Here is an 18,229-nt window from a genome sequence, read left to right on the forward strand (position 1 = left end):
GGGGAAAGCGGTTGCGGGCGGGCCGGACCTCAGCGGCCGGTCAGCAGGTCGAATTCCATCCGCACCTTGCGGAACGGAAACTCCAACCGGGCGAAATACACGACGCGGCCGTCGATGCAGGCATAGCGGCGCAATTCGGCGACGGGGGAGGACACGGGAATCTGCAAGGATTCGGCGGATTCCTGGCCGGCCTCGATCACGTTGAGCACCTGGCGGGCCTCGCTGATGCGCGCGCCGTAGAACTGGTCCAGCACGGGCGCCACCGTGCTTTTCCGGATGCGGGCGCGGTGCTTGCGGAACAGCCCGCTGTCGAGGAAGACCTCGCTATAGCAGAAGGGGCCCGCGTCCGTGGTGTGCACCCGGCTCAGGTACTGGAAACTGCCGCCGCGGTCGGCGCCGCAAGGCATGCCCAGGGTGTCGGGCAGCGGCGAATCGGCGCTGGATTCCACCAGCGACACCGTGCCCAACTGGTTGCTCAGTTCCACGGTCTCGGCCCAGGTCTTGGGGATCAGCAGCGTGGGCGTCTCGGGCAGTTCGGCGTTGACGAAGGTGCCGGAGCCGCGCGAGCGCCGGATCAGGCCGTCCTCTTCCAGCAGGCCGAACGCCTGGCGGATCGTCGCCCGCGAGATGCCGTAGGTTTCCATCAGGGATTCCAGCGGCGGGATCTGCTGGCCGGGCCGCCAGGTGCGGTTCTGGATGTGGCTGCGGAACAGCGCGGCCGCCTGCAGATAAAGCGGCTGGGGGCTGTGCGAGAAGAGCTTGCGGGCGGACATGGTCAGGGCGAGGGCGGGGCCGCGAGCATGGCGTCGGCCATGTCGCGCAGCCGGTGTTTCTGGATCTTGACCGAGTTCGCGCTTTCCACCGAGGGGAAGGCGTCCAGCACGGTGAAGCCCGCCGGCACCTTGAAGCCGGCCATGGCCGCCTTGCAGGCCGCAGCCCAGCCCGCGGGATCGGCCTGGGCGCCCTCGCGCAGCAGCACGAAGGCATAGGGCACGATCTTGCCGCCCTGGGTGGCGCCCACGACCTGGCAGGCGCGCACGCCAGGCAGGGTCTCGACCACCTGCTCGATTTCCACGGGATTGACCAGGAAACCGGACAGGCGCAGCGAATCGCCCATGCGGGTCTGGAACACGAACTGGCGCGGCGTCAGCGTATAGCCCAGGTCTCCCGTCTTGAAATAGCCGTCGCCGGTGACGGCGCCGCGGGTGGCTTCCGGATTGTCCAGGTAGCCCTGCATCAGGCTGGGCGACAGGATTTCGAGTTCTCCGGACTGGCCATGGGGCAGGACCTGGCCCGTGGCCGGGTCGCGCGCCCGCACGCGGGCGTCGGGGTAGATCAGCGTGCCGCCGGGCTGGTGGCGGGCGGAGACGTCGCCTTCGGCCGGATCGCGGGGCTGGCCGGCGACCAGCGCCACCAGTTCGCTGGACCCGTACAGGCCGGTAAGCGGCACGCCGGCCTCGCGGGCGAGGTCGAGCATGTGGTCCAGCGCCGGCGTGAAACTGGCGAAGCCGAACAGCCGCGCCGAGGCGAAGTCGCCCGGGGCGGCCGCCTGCATCATGCCGACCAGCGCTTCATTGTTGGCATAGGTGTGCGTGACCGCGTAGCGGCGCGCGGCATCGGCGGATTGGGCCGCGTTGAAGACGGGCGCGCAGACCACGGGCACGCCTTGCGCCAGGCCGCCCACCAGGGTGGCGAAGCCGAAGGCGCCGCAGAACGGCGCGCTGGCCAGCACGCAACTGCGGGCGTCGTAGCCATAGGCCGCGGCCACCGCCGCGCCATGGCGCAGCAGCGTGCGCTGGTCATGCAGCACGAATTTGGGCTTGGACGTGGTTCCCGACGTGGTGAAGCACAGCACGCCGGCATTGCCCTGCGCCGGGGGCGCGGGGTCGGGCGAGGCCAGCAGGTCCGCGTAGCGGTGTGCCGGGCTGCCGTTCACGGCGGGGGATTCGCCGGCCCCGGCCAGCGCGATCGCGCCTCGCAGCCGCGCCAGGTGCTCGGGCGCCACGCCGTCCAGGATGCCCTGGAAGTCGATGCCTTTGAACCCCGGCCAGAACACCAGCCAGTCCGCCTGGCCGCGTCCCAGGATGTCGGCCACTTCCAGCGCGCGAAAGCGCGTGTTGACCGCCAGCACCAGCGCGCCCAGGTGGGCGCAGGCCAGGAAGGATTCCACCCACGCCGCGCAATTGGGCAGCCAGACCGCGACGCGATGCCCCGGCCGCACGCCGATGCGCGCGAGCCCGGCGGCCAGCGCGCGGCTCCGCGCGCGCAGCGCCTCGGCGCTGACCGGCCGGTCCTGGTCGATCAGGAGGGGGGCGTCGGGCTGGCGTGCGGCCAGCGCGTCCAGGTGTTCGGAGAAAGTCGAGTACGGAAACGGCATGGCTTACACCGTGGCGATAGGCGTCACGGGGGAACCCACCGCGCCCGGCATGCGCAAGGGCGGGGCGGTCAGCAGGAAGCGGTTGCGGCCCTGCCCGTGCAGCCAGTCGGCCAGGTCCTTCAGGTACCAGAGTTCGGCCAGCGGCACGCCCAGCTTGAACAGGCAATGGTGGTGCAGCGGCAGGATGGAATGGCCGGGCCCGGAGGTGCGCGCCGGATAGGCCTCGACCGCGTAGTTGTCCGCGCAGAGGGCGGCGATGCCGGAGCGCGTGATCCAGTCCAGCAGCGCCGGATCGGACCCGTCCAGCACGGCGCCGGTCCGTTCCAGTTCGTGCGGGTCGGGCTGGCCGTTCATGGCCACGACCGCTTCGGCGAAGCCGGTGCGCAGCACCAGCATGTCGCCGGTCTCGACCGAGACGTTCTGCGCCTGCATGGCCGCCTGTAGCTGGGCATGGCCCACCACCGTGCGGCCGGGGCCGAACGCCCGGGCCAGGTCCACCAGCACGCCGCGGCCCTGCATGCCTTTTTCGGCGTAGCGGCTGACGCTGAGTTTGCGCGCGAACGAGCCGCCCGGCGGGCAGCAGGCGTCGGCCGAGGTATCGGGATCGGCCCCGCCGAACACGTCCACGCCCGCGGCGTAGCCGTTGTAGTACACGCGGCGCGCCTGGCCGTCGCCCTGGATGTCGAACATCGCGCCCACGTGGCACAGGCCGTCCCATTGCGTGGAGTACTGCATGGACAGCGTGACCTGGTCGTCGGACAGCACGTCCACGGCCTCGGGCTGCACCTGCGACATCTGGAAGTTCAGGTAGGGCGTGCCCTCGCGGAAGGTGGGCTTGAGCGTGGGCGCGTGGCGGCGCGGATTCAGCACGTTGCCGCCGGGCAGGTCCAGCGGCAGCGACAGGCAGAACACCTTGCCCGCCCGCACCTCGCGCACCGCCTGCAGCACTTTTTCTTCGGTCAGCAGGTTCAGGCGGCCGATCTCGTCGTCCGCCCCGAAGTCGCCCCAGGTCGATCCTTCCGGGCGTCGGGTCCAGCGTTTCATCTGCTTGTCTCCTTTCGGCTTTCTGTGTTTTTATTAATATAGTACGTATTTACGTACTATAGGAAGAAACCAAAAAAACCCAAAAGAAATCCGCGATCAGCGGATTCGTTAGGAGACAAAACCATGACGCAATTCCTGCATCCGCGCTCCGGATGGCGCGGGCTGGCGGCCGCCGCGCTGGCCGTGCTGGCGTTGCCCGCGGCCCATGCCGCGGGCTATCCCGACCATGCCGTCACCGTCGTCGTCCCTTATCCGCCCGGAGGCGGCGCGGACATCTTCGGCCGCGCCATCGCCCACGCGCTGGAGCCCGGCCTGAAGCAGACGGTGCTGGTCGAGAATAAGCCCGGCGCGGGCGGCAACATCGGCATGGCCTACGTGGCCCGCGCCAAGGCCGACGGCTATACGCTGGGCCTGGGCACCATCGGCACCCAGACCATCAACCAGTTCCTCTACAGCAACATGGCGTTCGATCCCGAGCGCGACCTGGTGCCCATCGCCCTGGTGTCCACCACGCCGAACGTGATCGCCGTGAGCGCCAAGTCGCCCTACAAATCGGTGGCCGACGTGATCAAGGCGGCCAAGCAGTCCAAGGACAAGAAGCTGACCTACGCCTCGCCGGGCGTTGGCTCGTCGGTGCACCTGACGGGCGCTTATTTCGAGGCGATGGCGGGCGTGACGATGCTGCACGTGCCCTTCAAGGGCACTTCCGCGTCGCTGCCCGCCGTGGCTGGCGGCCAGGTCGACCTGCTGTTCGACAACCTGCCGGGATCGCTCGCGCAGATCAAGGACGGCAACCTGGTGCGCGGCGTGGCCGTCACCTCGGCCACGCGCGACCCGTCGGTGCCCGACCTTCCGACCGTGGCGGAATCCGGCCTGCCGGGCTTCGATGTCACGGCCTGGTTCGCGCTGTACGCCCCGCGCGGCACGCCGGAACCCGTGGTCAAGCAGTTGATAGAAGCCGCGCGCAGCGGCCTGCAAGGCCAGGCCATCGCGAAGAACTTCGCCGGCATGGGCGCCAGGCCCGGCACGCTCTTCGGCGCGGACCTGGCGGCCTTCGAAAGCGAGGAACGCAGGAAGTGGGGCGGACTCATCAAGGACAAGGGGATCACCGCGCAATGAACACACCCATCGCACTGGTCACCGGCGGCAGCCGGGGCATCGGCCGCGCCATCGTCGCGCGCCTGATCGAGGACGGCTACCAGGTCGTCAACTTCAGCCGCGGCGCGCCCGAGGCGCCGCTGCCCGGCGAAACCTTCCGCTCGGTCGACCTGGGCGACGCGGCGGCCACCGCAGCCGCCGCGCGGGAACTGGCGGCCGAGCGTCCCGTGCTGCACCTGGTCAACAACGCGGGGATGATCCAGGTCGCCAACATCGAGGACGTGACGCAGGAGCAACTGGCGCGGACCATGGCGCTGAACCTCACGGCGCCGCTCCTGCTGTTGCAGGCGCTGCTGCCCGGCATGCGGGCGGCGCGGTACGGCCGCGTGGTGAACATCGGCAGCCGCGCGGCCCTGGGCAAGGGAGGACGTTCGGTCTACGGCGCGTCCAAGGCCGGACTGGCGGGCATGACGCGGACCTGGGCGCTGGAACTGGCGGGCGACGGCATCACGGTGAATACCGTGGCGCCGGGGCCCGTCGCCACCGAACTGTTCAACCAGTCCAATCCGCCCGGCGCGCCGAAGACCGTGGCGCTGGAAGCCTCGATCCCGGTGGGCCGCGTGGGCCGGCCGGACGAGGTGGCCCACGCGGTGGCCATGTTCCTGGATCCGCGCGCGGGTTTCACCACGGGGCAGTTGCTGTATGTGTGCGGCGGGATGTCGGTGGGCCTGGCCTAGCGGTCTTCCGGCGCCGGCCGTTCCGGCGCGGCCCGGCCGCCAAGCTGCCGCGCGATTTCCTTTCTGGAAACCTTGCCCGTGGCGGCCAGCGCCGCCGCGCGCTCTTCGCGCAACCGCCTCAGCACTTCGGTGGGCGCCACGCCGAAATGGGCGGCGAACCTGCGCTGGAAGGTCCGGCGCGACATATGGCAGGCGTCGGCCATGTCGTCCACCGACCAGCGGGCCGACAACTGCGCCTCCATTTTCTCGACCAGCTCGCGGAAGGGCGCGGCCACTCGGTCCTGCAGGCGCAGGGTCTGGTTGTACTGGCGCTGGTCGCCGTTGCGCCGCATGAAAACGACCAGGCGGCGGGCCACCTGCTGCGACAGGTCCGGCCCGAAGTCGCGTTCGATCATTGCCAGCGCCAGGTCGATGCCGGCCGTGACGCCGGCGGAGGTCCAGTATTTGCCGCTTTCGATGTAGATGCGGTCGTCCTGCACGCGCAGGGCGGGGTAGCACGATTGCAGCCGGGTGGCCGAGCGCCAGTGCGTGGTGACGGCCCGCCCGTCGAGCAGGCCCGTGGCGGCCAGCACGAAGGCGCCGGTGCAGACGCTGCACGTGCGCCGGGTGTCCGGGTCGCGGCGGCGCAGCCACGCCTGCGTTTCGCCGTGGGCGCTGGCGAGGTCCGCGCCCGGTCCGCCGGGGACCAGTATCGTATCGATGGGCGCGTCGGCGTCGCTGGCGAAGGTGTCGTCCACCTGCATGCGCAGGCCCTGTTCCCAGGTGGCGACCACGGGCGCGGCCGCGATGGTGTGCAGGCGGTAGAGCTTGCGGCCGGCTTCTTCGTTGGCCGAACTGAAAGCCTGCCACGGCCCGGCCAGGTCCAGCGGCTGGAAGCCGTCGTACAGCACGAACACGATGCGCAATGGCGCATTCGGGGCCGCAATTGGCGCGCCCGGGCGGGCGCGTCCGCCTATCCTGGAGGCTGGCGTTTCTAACGGAGCATCGTCATGCATGTGAATTTTCTCTTGTTCGAGGGACTGACCCAACTGGATATGACCGGACCCTACGAGGTGCTGGCGAACGCGCCGGGCTTCACCGTGGATTTTGTCGCAAAAACCTCCGATCCGGTGCGTTGCGATCGCGGGCTGCGTTTCGTGCCCACGCAGACGATCGCGTCCGCGCCGCCCTGCGACCTGCTGGTGGTGCCGGGCGGGCCGGGCACGGACGACGCCATCGTCGATCCCGATTGGGTGGCGTTCACGCGAGGGCAGGGGCGGCAGGCGCGCTACGTGTTCGGCATCTGCACGGGTTCGCTGCTCCTGGGCGCGGCGGGGCTGCTGCGGGGCAAGCGGGCATCCAGCCATTGGCGCGCGCGCGAACTGCTGTCGCGCTTCGGCGCCACGCCCAGCGACGAACGCCTGTGCGTGGACGGCAGGCTGTTCACCGCCGGCGGGGTGACCTCGGGCATCGATATGGCGCTGAAGGTGGTGGCGGAGCTGTGCGGCGAGGACGCGGCCAAGCTGATCCAGTTGCAGATCGAGTACGACCCGAAACCGCCGTTTCCCGGCGGCACGCCCAAGACGTCGGAACCGGCCGTGGTGCAGCGCTATCTGGAGATGTCGCAGGCCCGCTACGAGCGCCGCTCGCAGGCGGTGGACCGCGCCGCGGCGGCGATGGCGCCCTGAAGGGCTATCTGGCCAGGTGGTCCAGCGGCAGCGGGCTTTGCGGCTTGACGGTCTGGATGGCGAAGTTGCTGCGGATGTCCTTCACGCCCGGCAGCTTCAGCAGGGTGCCGAGCAGGAAGCGTTCATAGGCGCGCAGGTCCGGCACCACCACCTGCAACAGGAAGTCGGATTCGCCCGAGACCAGGTGCGCGGCGATCACTTCGGGCAGCGCGCTGACCTCTTGGCGGAACTGGGCGGCGTCCCGTTCGTGGTGCCGCTCCACCTTGATGCCGACGAAGACGGTCAGGCCCAGGCCGACCTCGTCCGGCGCCAGCCGGGCCTCGTAGCCCTGGATGACCCCGGCTTCCTCCAGCAGGCGCACGCGCCGCAGGCAGGGGGACGGGGACAGCCCGATCTGTTCTGCGAGTTCGACATTGGTCAGCCTGCCGTTCTGCTGCAAGGCCTCGAGGATGCGGCGGTCGTAGCCGTCCAGTTCGCGTTTTGGCATGGAGTTGGAAATGGAGCTTGGATATTGGCGAAGTATGCCAATAATGATAGCCACGATGGCAGGAATAGCAAGCACATGCCAGCCCGATTTTCCTAGAATGGTGGCCTTCGACTAGACGGGCAGGGGCGGACGATGGCGGATATGGCGGTGTTTCTCGGGGCTTTGCTGATCGTCTACGTGGTGCCGGGGCCCGACATGATCCTGCTGCTGGAAACCGGCGTGCTGCGGGGGCGCGGCCAGGCGCTGGCGGTGGCCCTCGGGCTGGCGATCGCCCGGGCCGCCCACGTAACCCTGGCCGCGCTGGGGCTGGCCGCGCTGTTCAAGACCCATCCTTGGGCCTTCGATGCCGCGCGCACGATCGGCGGCTGCTACCTGGTCTGGCTGGGCGTGCGCCTGCTGCGGGCGGGGCCGGTGTCGTACGACGCCGCCGGCCAGGCGGCCCCCGCCAAGGCGGGCTGGGGGCCGGCGCTCCTGAGCGGCGTCCTGACCAATGTGCTCAATCCCAAGGCCTTGCTGTTCTGCTCGGTGCTGCTGCCGCAGTTCGTGTCGCCGGGCCAGGGGTCGATCGGCGGGCAATTCGCCGTGCTGGGCGTGGTCCTGGTCGGCCTGGGCCTGGCGCTCGACGTGATGTGCGCGCTGGCGGGCGGCGCGGTGGGACGCTGGATGTCGGCCAGTCCGCGGGCGCAGAAGATCCAGGGCCGGGTCTTCGGCCTGGCCCTGATCGGCTTCGGCCTGCGCCTGACGATCGCGCAGCGTCCCGCATGAAGCGCGGCGCGCCCGGGGCGGGCGCCCCGGGCGCGCTTTACTTGGCGTAGGCGTACGAGGATTCGTCCGTCTCTTCGGCCCGGGCCGCGGGCGGGGCCGCGCCGTCCTCCAGCAGCTCTTCCGGCCGCAGGCCCTTCGTCAATTCCAGGGCCTGGCGTTCGAACAGGCGCCGGTACAGGCCGTTCTTCAGGCGGATCAGCGCTTCGTGGCTGCCTTCCTCGATGACGCGGCCATGGTCCATCACCAGCAGGCGGTCCAGCGCGCGCACGGTGGACAGGCGGTGCGCCACCACCAGCGTCGTGCGGCCTTCCATCAGGCGGTCCATCGCCCGCTGGATCAGCACCTCGCTTTCGCTGTCCAGGCTGGACGTGGCTTCGTCCAGGATGAGGATGGGCGCATCGGCCAGGAAGGCGCGCGCGATGGCCACGCGCTGGCGCTCGCCGCCCGACAGCTTCACGCCGCGCTCGCCCACCAGCGTGTCGTAGCCCTTGGGCAGCGCCACGATGAAATCATGGGCGCTGGCCAGGCGCGCGGCCTGCTCGATCTCGGCCTGCGTGGCGCCGGGCCGCGCATAGGCGATGTTCTCCGCCAGCGTGCGGTGGAACAGCACCGGCTCCTGCTGCACGATGGCGATCTGGCTGCGCAGCGACGCCTGCTTCGCCTGGGCGATGTCCTGCCCGTCGATGGTGATGCGGCCGCCGTTCACGTCGTACAGGCGCTGGATCAGCTTGATGAAGGTGGTCTTGCCCGATCCGGAATGTCCCACCAGCCCGACGCGCTCGCCCGGCGCGATGCGTACCGAGAACCTGTCGTACAGCGCCGTGTCGTGCGCGCCGTAGCGGAAGCTCACGTCCTCGAAGCGGATCTCGCCGGCCGTGACGCGGATTTCGCCCGCGCCGGGGCGGTCGTCCACGCCCAGGGGCTGCTTTTCCAGCGCGACCAGTTCTTCCATGTCGTTGACCGAGCGCTGCAGGTTGCGGATGTGCATGCCCACGTCGCGCAGGTGGCCCTGCAGCATGAAGAACATCGTCAGGGCGAAGGTGATGTCGCCCACGCTGGCCTGGTCGCGCGACCACAGCAGCAGCGACACGCCCAGGATACCCGCCTGCATGGCGACCAGCATCGCGCCCTGGATGCCGCCATTCAGCGTGCCGCGGACCCAGGTGCGCCGGGTGCGGCGGCGCCATTTGTCGACGACGCGGTCCAGCCTGGCCTCTTCGCGCGTTTCCGCGCCGAAGGCCTTGACCACGGCGTTGCAGCTCACGGCGTCGGCCAGCGCGCCGCCCATGCGGGTGTCCCAGGCGTTGCCCAGGCGCGCCGCCGGCGCCACGTAGCGCAGCGACAGCGTGGCCGTGACGGCGATGTACAGCACCGAACCCGCGCCGACCACCAGCCCCATCATGGGCCAGTGCGCGCCCAGCAGGGCGGTGGCGCCGACCAGCATGACGACCGAGGGCAGCAGCGCGATCAGCAGGGTGTCGTTCAGCAGGTCCACGGCCCACATGCCGCGCGTGACCTTGCGCACCGTCGAGCCGGCGAAGCTGTTGGCGTGCCAGTCCGTGGAGAAGCGCTGCACCCGGTAGAAGGCGTTGGACACGATTTCATTCATCATCTTCAGCGTGAAGGCGATGATGTTCTGGAACACGCCCTGGCGCAGCAGCGTGCTGCCGATGCCCAGCGCGATCAGCAGCCAGAACGAGGTAAGGGCGGCGCTCCAGACCAGTTCGTCGCCCGCGGCGCCGGAGGCTACGGCGTCGACCAGCCGGCCGGCGTACAGCGGGGTCAGCACGTCGGCCAGCGACGACAGCAGCGCCAGCACGACGATCAGCGCCGTGCGCCAGGGCTGCGCGCGCCAATAGCGGAAGGTAAAGCCCAGGACGTCCTTGAAGGCCTGTCCTCGAAGATCGGTTTTTTTTCTAGCCATTGCAATGGCCCGGCGGCACCAGGACGCCGGGAGTCCTTGTGTGGAAAGAGGAAGGAACGGCCCGCGCGGTCTGCGCAGGCATTGCGTTCAGGGGTTCGGGGCGGGCGCGGAGGACCGGTCGCTAGATGGACGTCCAGCGATGGGTCCGCGCGGGCGACGACTTAATGGCGTCGCGGGGACACGCGCGGGACGGCGTTGTGCGGATACATCATCTTGCGCCTCCCAGTGGTGTATTGAATGGAGAAAAGGAATGGGCAGTGGCCCGAATTGAAGATTCTATAGATGTGGTGTAAGTCAATCAACGGCAGGCGCCGGGAAATGGGCGCGGTGTGGCTTTTTTTCAACTTTGCCGTAATGGGAACGATAGGCGGCAATGCGCCTCTTTTCCCGGCCGTGACGGACGCGCGCCGCGCCCGGCGCGGCGCGAACCGTTCTATTTGAGAAAGCCCGTGGAGATCCAGGGCACCGCGGCAATGACGACGATGCCGACGGCAAGGGAACTCAAGTAGCCCATGATGGGCCGGATGCCTGTTTCGGGGGCGACCCGGCCGATGGCGCAGGCGGCGTAGTAGCCCACGCCGAAGGGCGGCGCGAACAGGCCGAGGCCCATGGACAGGATGACCACCATGGCGTAGTGCACTTCATGGATGCCCATCTGGTGCGCGATCGGGAACAGCAGCGGGCCGAACAGCACGATGGCGGGGATGCCTTCCAGGACGCTGCCCAGGATCACGAAGGCGACGATGGACACGGCCATGAAGGTCGCCGCGCCGCCGGGCAGGCCCGCCATGGCCGTGGCCAGTTGGGTCGAAAACCCCGATTGCGTGAGCGCCCAGGCCATGCCGGTGGCGGTGCCGATGATGAGCAGGATGGCGCCGGACAGGCAGGCCGTGTCCACCAGCATGGGTTTGAGCCGCTTGGGATCGAAGCAGCGGTAGACCAGCAGCCCGACGAGCGTGGCGTAGACGATGCCGATGGTGGATACCTCGGTCGCCGTGGCCACGCCTTCGACCACGGCGGCGCGGATGACGAAGGGCAGCGCCAGCGCGGGCAGGGCCACCAGCAGGGCGCGGCCGATCTGGCGGCCGCTGGCCTTGCGCACCGCGCTCAGGTCTTCGCGGCGGTTGCGCCACCAGACGACCAGGCACAGCATCACGCCCAGGACCAGCCCCGGCAGCAGGCCGCCGGTGAACAGGGCGGTGATCGACACGCCCGTGACGGATCCGATGGTGATGAGCACGAGGCTGGGCGGCACCGTTTCGGTCTGCGCGCCCGTGGCGGACAGCAGCGCGACCAGGTCGCCTTCGTCGGCGCCCCGTTCGCGCATTTCCGGAAACAGCACCGGCGCCACCGCCGCCATGTCCGCCGCCTTGGCGCCGGAGATGCCCGACACCACGTACATGGCGCCGATCAGCACATAGGACAGACCGCCCCGCACGTGTCCGAGCAGGCTGGCCAGGAAGGCGACCATGCGCTTGGCCATGCCGGTCATTTCGATGAGAACGCCCAGGAACACGAACAACGGCACCGCGAGCAGGATCAGGTGGGACATGCCTTCGTCCATGCGCCCGACCACCACCATCATCGGCACGTCGGTGGCCAGCGACAGGTAGCCGAACGTGGCCAGCCCGAACGAAAACGCGATCGGCACGCCCGCGAATACAGTCGCCGCCACGATCCCGACGAAGAAGATCAGCAGGTTCAAATTGCCCAGGCCGGCGAACACGGGCTGCAGCGCCGCCATGGCCGCGACCACCCCGCCGACCAGCAGCAACGCAAACCCCGCGGTGCGCCACTGCGCGCGCTCGACGAGCCGCAGCAGCGCGATCAGCGCCATCAGGGCGGTGCCCACGGGCAGCGCGGCGGCGCGCCAGACGTTGGGGATCTCCAGCGCGGCGGTCGTGACGTAGCGCTCTTCCGAGGCGTATTCGAACCCCGGCGCCTGCAGCATGAGCAGGAAGGCCAGCGCGGCCGCCACCGCCACCATGTCCAGCACGGCGCGGGCCGCGGGCGAGGCGCGGTTGACCAGCGCGCCCATGCGCATGTGTTCGCCGCGCCGGAAGGCGACGACCGCGCCCAGCATCGCCAGCCACAGGAACAGGATCGAGGCCAGTTCGTCGGACCACACCAGCGGTTCGTGCAGTACGTAGCGCGCCACGATGCCCGAGAACAGGATGACGATCTCCGCGACCACCAGGATGGCCGCCGGGATTTCCACCAGGTGCCCCAGGGCGTTGTCGGCGGCGACGGCCCAGGGACGCCTGGCGCCCGGCGGCGCTTCCGCGCCGGCCAGCACGTCCGCGGGATGGGTCATCGCCGCCCTCATGAGAGCCTCCCCACGGATTGTTCGAGCAGGCTCCAGGCCTTCTCGCCGTACTTCTCTTTCCAGCCTTCATAGAAGCCCGCCTTGCGCAGGGACTCGCGGATGGGGGCGGCGTCGGGCGTATTGAAAGCCAGGCCCTCTTCGGCCAGCTTGGTCTGCAACTGGTTGTTCAGCGCCAGCACGTCCGCGCGTTCGGCCATGCCGGCCGCGTCGATGTGCTTGGCGACGACCTCGCGGATGTCGGCCGGCAGCTTTTCCCAGGCGCGGCGGTTGCCCAGGAACCAGAAGCCGTCCCACATATGGTTGGTCATGGAGCAGTACTTCTGCACTTCGTAGAACTTGGCGGTCTGGATGATGGCCAGGGGGTTTTCCTGCGCGTCGACCACGCGGGTCTGCAGCGAGGAGTAGGTTTCGTTGAAATTGATGCTGGCCGGCGACGAGCCGAGCGCCTTGAACATCGACGTCCAGAGCGGGCTGACGGGCACGCGGATCTTCAGGTCGCGGAAATCGTCCGGGCCCGCGATGGCGCGCGAACTGGTGGTGACCTGGCGAAAGCCGTTGTCCCAGATGCGGTCCATGACGTACAGGCCCTTGCCGTTGATTTCGCGGCGGATGTGCGCGCCGAGTTCGCCATCCATGGCCTTCCAGACTGCGTCGTAGTCGGGAAACGCGAAGCCGATGCCGCTGATGGACGCGGCGGGAACCAGGGTGGACAGGATCAGGCCCGACAGGGTGAAGAACTCGACGGCGCCGGCGCGCAATTGGCTGAGCGTGTCGGTGTCGGACCCCAACTGGCTGCTGGGGAACACGGCAAGCTCGAAGCGGCCCCCGGTGTCGCGCAGGATGTTCTGCGCCGCTTCGTTGGCGCGCAGGTTCATGGGATGCGCCGGGGGCAGGTTGTTGGCGTACTTGTACCGGTATTGCGGCGCCGCCAGCGTCCGCTGGAACGGCGCCATGGCCAGAAGCGCGCCGCCTCCCGCGGCGCTCATGAGTTTGCGTCGAGTCGTGTTCATGCTGTCTCCTTGGTTATGAGATCCGGCCTTCTTCGAGGGAGGCCGGATAAAGCGCCTTGTGAGGCTTCTTGCTTTATCTTTGCATGGGGTCCATTATATGGACCTACGTAATACCCTTGAATTTATTTAATCACATTGATTCCCTAGCGTAAATCACTAAAACTGGCGCAGAATGAAAAAACAGGATGAACAAAGTGGTCCACAAAATGGACCACTGAAAAAATCAGGCGGAGGCAACGTGACGGACACCTCATCCCAGGTCGGCGGCGCCCAGGCGATTTCCCGGGCCATGCTGGTGCTGCGCGGCGTATCGCGCATGCGCGGCGAGGGCGCGGGCCTGCTGGCGCTGACCCGCGACACCGGCATGAGCAAGCCGACCGTGCACCGCATCCTGGCGGCGCTGGCCGCCGAAGGCATGGTCGAACAGGACCCTGTCAGCCGCCGCTATTTCCTCGGCCCCGAATGCCATGTGCTGGGCAACATCGCCAGCGAGCGCTTCGGCATCAACCGGCTGGCCGCGCCCGTGGTGGCGCGGCTGGCGCACGAGTGCGGCGATTCCGCCTTCTTTTCGCTGCGGCGCGACGTATTCGCGGTCTGCGTGCTGCGCGAAGACGGCGATTACCCGCTCAAGACCCACGTACTGCTGCCCGGCGACCGCCACCCGCTGGGCATCGGCGCGGGCAGCCTGGCCATCCTGGCGGCATTGCCCGACGACGAGGTCGAGGCATGCCTGCAAGCCAACGCGGCCCTGATCGCGCGGCGCTATCCACACTACTCGGTGCCGCTCATCCGCACGCTGGTGGACGAAGTCCGCGAACAGGGCTATGCCGTGAACCGCGGCCTGGTGGTGCCGGGATCGTGGGGCATCGGCATGCCGCTGCGCGACGAGCAAGGGCACGTGCTGGGCGCGCTGAGCATCGCCGCGGTCGAGTCGCGCATGGACGAGGAAAGGCAGTTCCAGTTGGCCAAGCTGTTGTCCCGCGAGGCCAAACGCCTGCTCGCGCAGGCCAATCCAGGAGGCCGCAGCGAGGCGCGGGCGCGCTCGCCGGCCCCCAAGCCCAAGCCCTGATCCGCCTTGCGGACGGACCGGGGCGCCACTTGAGGAGACAGCAATGAGCAAGCGTGCCGTCATCGTGGGATGGTCGCACATCCCGTTCGGCAAACTCGACGATCCCGACACCGAAAGCCTGATGGCCCGGGTGTCCGGCGCGGCCCTGGACCACGCGGGCATCGGCCCCGACGCCGTGGACGGCATTTATGCCGGGGTCATGAACAGCGGCTTCCAGAAGCAGGACTTCCAGGGCGCGCTGGTGGCGCTGGCGCATCCGGCGCTGGCGCAGGTGCCGGCGGCGCGGCTGGAGAACGCGTGCGCGACCGGGTCCGCGGCGCTGTACGCGGCAATGGACTTCATCGAGGCGGGACGGGGGCGCGTCGCGCTGGTCGTCGGCGCCGAGAAAATGACGTCGCGCCCCACCGCCGAAATCGGCGACATCCTGCTCAATGCGAGCTACCGAAAGGAAGAGGCGGACATCGCCGGCGGCTTCGCCGGCGTCTTCGGCCGCATCGCCGCGGCCTATTTCGAGCGTTACGGAGACCAGAGCGAGGCGCTGGCGCGCATCGCTGCCAAGAACCACAGGAACGGCGTGGACAACCCCTACGCGCAGATCCGCAAGGACCTGGGCTTCGATTTCTGCAACACCGTTTCGGAAAAGAACCCCTACGTCGCCGCGCCGCTGCGCCGCACCGACTGCTCGCTGATCTCGGACGGCGCGGCCGCGCTGGTGCTGGCCGACGAAGAGACGGCGGCGGGCCTGCGCCGCGCCATCGCCTTCCGGGCGCGCCGGCAGGCCAACGACATCCTGCCGCTCAGCCGGCGCGACCCCATCGCTTTCGAGGGCGCGGCGCGGGCCTGGCGCGAGGCGCTGGCCGACGCCGGCGCGACGCTGGACGACCTGAGCCTGGTCGAGACGCACGATTGCTTCACCATCGCCGAACTGATCGAGTACGAAGCCATGGGGCTGGCGCCGCGGGGGCAGGGCGCCAGGGTCCTGCGGGAAGGCTGGGCGGAAAAGGGCGGCCGCCTGCCGGTGAACCCGTCGGGCGGCCTCAAGGCCAAGGGGCATCCGGTGGGCGCCACCGGCGTGTCGATGCACGTCATGGCCTGCCTGCAACTGGCGGGAGAGGCGCAAGGCATGCAGGTGCCCGGCGCGACGCTGGCCGGCGTGTTCAACATGGGCGGCGCCGCCGTCGCCAACTACGTCAGCATCCTGGAGCGCGTCAAATGAGCGGCCGTCCGGATTTCGGTGCGGCGGCCGTCGCCGCGGCGGCCGTCGCCGCGGCGCCGCCGGGCGGCGTGGCGCCCGTGTCGCGCCGGGCGATGAACCTGGCGCACTTCCTGGTCCAGGCGGCGCGCCGCCATCCGTCCCGCCCCGCGCTGCTGTGCGGGAATCTCCGCCGGAGCTGGCGCGAACTGGACGCGCGCACCGCCGCGCTGGCGCAGGCCCTGGCGGAGCGGGGCATCGGCAAGGGCGACCGGGTGCTGGTGCATTCCCGCAACAGCTTCGAATTCGTCGAAACCCTGTTTGCCGTGCTGCGCCTGGGCGCGGTCTGGGTGCCGACCAACTTCCGCATTTCGCCGGACGAGGCCGTCTATCTGGCCCGGGCGGCGGGCATCAAGGCCTTTCTTTGCGAAGGGCAGTCCCCGGATCACGCGGCGGCGGTGGCCGGCGCCATGCCCGGCCTGGCGCTGCTGGCGCGCCTGGGGGCGGGCGGTTTCGGCGAGACGGACACTTCGGCTCTCATCGAGGCTCGCCTGGAGGGCGCGCCCCGGGCCTGCGCGGACGTGGACCACGACGACCCCTGCTGGTTCTTCTTCACCTCCGGCACCACCGGGCATCCGAAGGCCGCGGTGCTGACGCACGGGCAGATGGCCTTCGTGGTCACGAACCACTTGTGCGACCTGATGCCGGGCACGACCGAGGACGATGTCAGCCTGGTCGTCGCGCCGCTGTCCCACGGCGCGGGCATCCACTTCCTGACCCAGGTGGCGCGCGCCACGTGCACGGTGCTGCCGGAAGGCGCGCGTTTCGACGCCGGCGAACTGTGGCGCCTGGTCGAGCGCCACGGGGTGACCAACATGTTCACCGTGCCCACGATCGTGAAGATGCTGGTCGAGCACCCCGCGGTGGACGAGTGCGATCACCGCAGCCTGCGCTATGTGGTCTACGCCGGCGCGCCCATGTACCGCGAAGACCAGAAGCGCGCCCTGGAAAAGCTGGGCAGCGTGCTGGTGCAGTACTTCGGGCTGGGCGAGGTGACCGGCAACATCACGGTGCTGCCGCCTTCGCAGCATCGCGCCGGCGATGCGCCGGATGCCCGCGCCGGCACTTGCGGATACGAGCGCACCGGCATGCAGGTCAGCATCCAGGACGACGCGGGGCGTCCGCTGCCCGCGGGGCAGACCGGCGAGATCTGCGTCTGCGGGCCGGCCGTGTTCGCGGGCTACTACGCCAATCCGCAGGCCAACGCCAAGGCCTTCCGCGACGGCTGGTTCCGCACCGGCGACCTGGGCTACCAGGACGAACAAGGCTACCTCTACATCACCGGCCGGCAGTCCGACATGTACATCTCGGGCGGGTCCAACATCTATCCGCGCGAGGTCGAGGAAAAAGTGCTGGCCCATCCGGCCGTGGCGGAGGCGGCGGTGCTGGGCGTGCCCGATCCGACCTGGGGCGAGGTGGGCGTGATGGTCTGCGTGCTGCGTCCCGGCCATGCGCTGGAGGCGGACGCGCTGCTGGACTGGCTGGCGCCGCGCATCGCGCGCTACAAGCTGCCGCGCCAGGTGTTTTTCTGGGAGGCGCTGCCGCGGTCGGGCTACGGCAAGATCACCAAGAAGCTGGTGCGCGACGCCCTGCGCGAGCGCGGGTGCCTGGCGCCGGCGGCACAGGCCGGACGCTGAACGGCGGTATCCACAACAATGAGGAGACAGGATCATGGAGATGGCGCAAGAGGCAATTCTGGTCACGGGCGGGGCGTCGGGCATCGGCCTGGCCGTGGCGCGCGGCCTGCTGGAAGCGGGGCGCCGGGTGCTGGTGGCCGACGTGTCGCAGGAAAGGCTGGATGAAGTCAGGGACATGGCGCCCGCCGCCCGCCTGGGCTGCGTGCGGCTGGACGTGGCCGACGAAGCGCAGGTGGTGGACGCGATGGCGCGGCTGGAGCGGGATTTCGGGCCGATATCCGGCCTGGTGAATTCAGCCGGGATCGGCCGCGACGTGCCCTTTCTGGATACCGACGCGGCGTTGCTGCGGCGCATCCTGGAGGTGAACCTCGTGGGGTCCTTCGTGGTGGCGCGCGAAGCGGCGCGGCGGATGCGCAAGCGCCGGCGCGGCTCCATCGTCAACATTGCCTCTGTGTCCGGCATCCGCGGCAACGCCGGCCGCGCGGCCTACGGCGCGTCCAAGGGCGGCGTGGTGACGCTGACCCGAGTCATGGCCGTGGAACTGGCGGCCTACGGCATCCGCGTCAACGCCGTGGCGCCCGGCCCGATCGAGACGCCGCTGGTGGGGCAGATGCACACCGAGGAGGCCCGCGCCGCCTGGCGCCAGGTGGTTCCGCAGCACCGCTACGCCGCGCCCGAAGAACTGAACGGCACCATCGGCTGGCTGCTGGACGAAGCCCAATCGAGTTATGTGACGGGACAGGTTATTTGCGTGGACGGCGGCTTTACCGCCGCCGGCATGCTGCCCGCCGTGCATTGACCCGGGCCCGTCGACGCCGACAGGCCCGGGCCTTCCG

Annotated in this window: 16 protein-coding genes; 8 read left to right on the plus strand and 8 right to left on the minus strand. The window is 69.4% G+C overall.

The window, feature by feature from the left end; all coding sequences use genetic code 11:
- Nucleotides 1-29 precede the first annotated feature (29 nt).
- From WHX56_RS16820 to WHX56_RS16830, 3 genes are read right to left on the minus strand one after another with little or no spacing between them, the layout of a single operon-like run.
- Nucleotides 30-773, minus strand: coding sequence for a GntR family transcriptional regulator (locus WHX56_RS16820; protein ID WP_338878431.1), 744 nt, complete (start codon nt 771-773; stop codon nt 30-32).
- 2 nt (nt 774-775) lie between these two features.
- The gene (locus tag WHX56_RS16825; protein ID WP_338878432.1) at nt 776-2,377 is read right to left on the minus strand and encodes an AMP-binding protein; all 1,602 of its coding nucleotides are present in this window, start codon (nt 2,375-2,377) and stop codon (nt 776-778) included.
- 3 nt (nt 2,378-2,380) lie between these two features.
- Nucleotides 2,381-3,421, minus strand: a complete 1,041-nt coding sequence (locus tag WHX56_RS16830; protein ID WP_129242116.1) for a cyclase family protein — start codon at nt 3,419-3,421, stop codon at nt 2,381-2,383.
- Nucleotides 3,422-3,544: 123 nt separating this feature from the next.
- Between WHX56_RS16830 and WHX56_RS16835 the strand changes: the two genes are divergently transcribed.
- Together WHX56_RS16835 and WHX56_RS16840 are read left to right on the plus strand one after the other, a co-directional pair.
- Nucleotides 3,545-4,540, plus strand: a complete 996-nt coding sequence (locus WHX56_RS16835; RefSeq protein ID WP_338878433.1) for a tripartite tricarboxylate transporter substrate binding protein — start codon at nt 3,545-3,547, stop codon at nt 4,538-4,540.
- Nucleotides 4,537-5,256, plus strand: a complete 720-nt coding sequence (locus WHX56_RS16840; protein ID WP_129242114.1) for an SDR family oxidoreductase — start codon at nt 4,537-4,539, stop codon at nt 5,254-5,256. The genes WHX56_RS16835 and WHX56_RS16840 overlap by 4 nt, the downstream gene beginning before the upstream one ends.
- Here the strand turns inward: WHX56_RS16840 and WHX56_RS16845 are convergent.
- Complete coding sequence (locus tag WHX56_RS16845; protein WP_338881792.1) at nt 5,253-6,155, minus strand: AraC family transcriptional regulator; 903 nt, start codon at nt 6,153-6,155, stop codon at nt 5,253-5,255. The genes WHX56_RS16840 and WHX56_RS16845 overlap by 4 nt on opposite strands.
- A gap of 90 nt (nt 6,156-6,245) precedes the next feature.
- On the opposite strand from WHX56_RS16845, the gene WHX56_RS16850 reads away from it, so the two are divergent.
- On the plus strand, nt 6,246-6,923 hold the full coding sequence (locus tag WHX56_RS16850; protein ID WP_338878434.1) for a DJ-1/PfpI family protein: 678 nt from the start codon (nt 6,246-6,248) through the stop codon (nt 6,921-6,923).
- Nucleotides 6,924-6,927: 4 nt separating this feature from the next.
- Here the strand turns inward: WHX56_RS16850 and WHX56_RS16855 are convergent, their stop codons facing one another.
- The gene (locus WHX56_RS16855) at nt 6,928-7,410 is read right to left on the minus strand and encodes an Lrp/AsnC family transcriptional regulator (RefSeq protein WP_129242111.1); all 483 of its coding nucleotides are present in this window, start codon (nt 7,408-7,410) and stop codon (nt 6,928-6,930) included.
- A gap of 132 nt (nt 7,411-7,542) precedes the next feature.
- On the opposite strand from WHX56_RS16855, the gene WHX56_RS16860 reads away from it, so the two are divergent.
- Nucleotides 7,543-8,175: a LysE family translocator gene (locus tag WHX56_RS16860; RefSeq protein WP_338878435.1), complete on the plus strand. Its 633-nt coding sequence runs from the start codon at nt 7,543-7,545 to the stop codon at nt 8,173-8,175.
- Nucleotides 8,176-8,212: 37 nt separating this feature from the next.
- Here WHX56_RS16860 and WHX56_RS16865 read toward each other — a convergent pair whose 3' ends face one another.
- From WHX56_RS16865 to WHX56_RS16875, 3 genes are all read right to left on the minus strand, one after another.
- The gene (locus tag WHX56_RS16865; RefSeq protein WP_338878437.1) at nt 8,213-10,099 is read right to left on the minus strand and encodes an ABC transporter ATP-binding protein; all 1,887 of its coding nucleotides are present in this window, start codon (nt 10,097-10,099) and stop codon (nt 8,213-8,215) included.
- A 433-nt stretch (nt 10,100-10,532) separates the two neighbouring features.
- Nucleotides 10,533-12,413, minus strand: a complete 1,881-nt coding sequence (locus WHX56_RS16870; RefSeq protein WP_422393597.1) for a TRAP transporter large permease subunit — start codon at nt 12,411-12,413, stop codon at nt 10,533-10,535.
- Between the two features lie 8 nt (nt 12,414-12,421).
- Nucleotides 12,422-13,435 carry a TRAP transporter substrate-binding protein gene (locus tag WHX56_RS16875; RefSeq protein ID WP_338878438.1) on the minus strand — a complete coding sequence of 338 codons (1,014 nt, stop codon included), beginning with the start codon at nt 13,433-13,435 and terminating at the stop codon, nt 12,422-12,424.
- A gap of 238 nt (nt 13,436-13,673) precedes the next feature.
- Here WHX56_RS16875 and WHX56_RS16880 point away from each other — a divergent pair, with 238 nt between their 5' ends.
- From WHX56_RS16880 to WHX56_RS16895, 4 genes are read left to right on the plus strand one after another with little or no spacing between them, the layout of a single operon-like run.
- Nucleotides 13,674-14,504: an IclR family transcriptional regulator gene (locus tag WHX56_RS16880; protein WP_244235078.1), complete on the plus strand. Its 831-nt coding sequence runs from the start codon at nt 13,674-13,676 to the stop codon at nt 14,502-14,504.
- Nucleotides 14,505-14,547: 43 nt separating this feature from the next.
- Nucleotides 14,548-15,720, plus strand: coding sequence for an acetyl-CoA acetyltransferase (locus tag WHX56_RS16885; protein WP_129242105.1), 1,173 nt, complete (start codon nt 14,548-14,550; stop codon nt 15,718-15,720).
- Complete coding sequence (locus WHX56_RS16890) at nt 15,717-17,393, plus strand: acyl-CoA synthetase (protein ID WP_338878439.1); 1,677 nt, start codon at nt 15,717-15,719, stop codon at nt 17,391-17,393. Before WHX56_RS16885 ends, WHX56_RS16890 begins: the two co-directional genes overlap by 4 nt.
- A gap of 34 nt (nt 17,394-17,427) precedes the next feature.
- Nucleotides 17,428-18,192, plus strand: coding sequence for an SDR family oxidoreductase (locus WHX56_RS16895; RefSeq protein WP_338878440.1), 765 nt, complete (start codon nt 17,428-17,430; stop codon nt 18,190-18,192).
- Nucleotides 18,193-18,229 lie beyond the last annotated feature (37 nt).

Origin of the sequence: Achromobacter veterisilvae (assembly GCF_037619525.1) — a bacterium.
GTDB classification, from domain to species: Bacteria; Pseudomonadota; Gammaproteobacteria; order Burkholderiales; family Burkholderiaceae_B; genus Achromobacter; species Achromobacter veterisilvae.

Coding starts and splice junctions, on each gene's coding strand:
- WHX56_RS16820 (WP_338878431.1), bottom strand. CDS start 773: ATGTCCGCCCGCAAGCTCTTCTCGCACAGCCCCCAGCCGCTTTATCTG.
- WHX56_RS16825 (WP_338878432.1), bottom strand. CDS start 2,377: ATGCCGTTTCCGTACTCGACTTTCTCCGAACACCTGGACGCGCTGGCC.
- WHX56_RS16830 (WP_129242116.1), bottom strand. CDS start 3,421: ATGAAACGCTGGACCCGACGCCCGGAAGGATCGACCTGGGGCGACTTC.
- WHX56_RS16835 (WP_338878433.1), top strand. CDS start 3,545: ATGACGCAATTCCTGCATCCGCGCTCCGGATGGCGCGGGCTGGCGGCC.
- WHX56_RS16840 (WP_129242114.1), top strand. CDS start 4,537: ATGAACACACCCATCGCACTGGTCACCGGCGGCAGCCGGGGCATCGGC.
- WHX56_RS16850 (WP_338878434.1), top strand. CDS start 6,246: ATGCATGTGAATTTTCTCTTGTTCGAGGGACTGACCCAACTGGATATG.
- WHX56_RS16855 (WP_129242111.1), bottom strand. CDS start 7,410: ATGCCAAAACGCGAACTGGACGGCTACGACCGCCGCATCCTCGAGGCC.
- WHX56_RS16860 (WP_338878435.1), top strand. CDS start 7,543: ATGGCGGATATGGCGGTGTTTCTCGGGGCTTTGCTGATCGTCTACGTG.
- WHX56_RS16865 (WP_338878437.1), bottom strand. CDS start 10,099: ATGGCTAGAAAAAAAACCGATCTTCGAGGACAGGCCTTCAAGGACGTC.
- WHX56_RS16870 (WP_422393597.1), bottom strand. CDS start 12,413: ATGACCCATCCCGCGGACGTGCTGGCCGGCGCGGAAGCGCCGCCGGGC.
- WHX56_RS16875 (WP_338878438.1), bottom strand. CDS start 13,435: ATGAACACGACTCGACGCAAACTCATGAGCGCCGCGGGAGGCGGCGCG.
- WHX56_RS16885 (WP_129242105.1), top strand. CDS start 14,548: ATGAGCAAGCGTGCCGTCATCGTGGGATGGTCGCACATCCCGTTCGGC.
- WHX56_RS16890 (WP_338878439.1), top strand. CDS start 15,717: ATGAGCGGCCGTCCGGATTTCGGTGCGGCGGCCGTCGCCGCGGCGGCC.
- WHX56_RS16895 (WP_338878440.1), top strand. CDS start 17,428: ATGGAGATGGCGCAAGAGGCAATTCTGGTCACGGGCGGGGCGTCGGGC.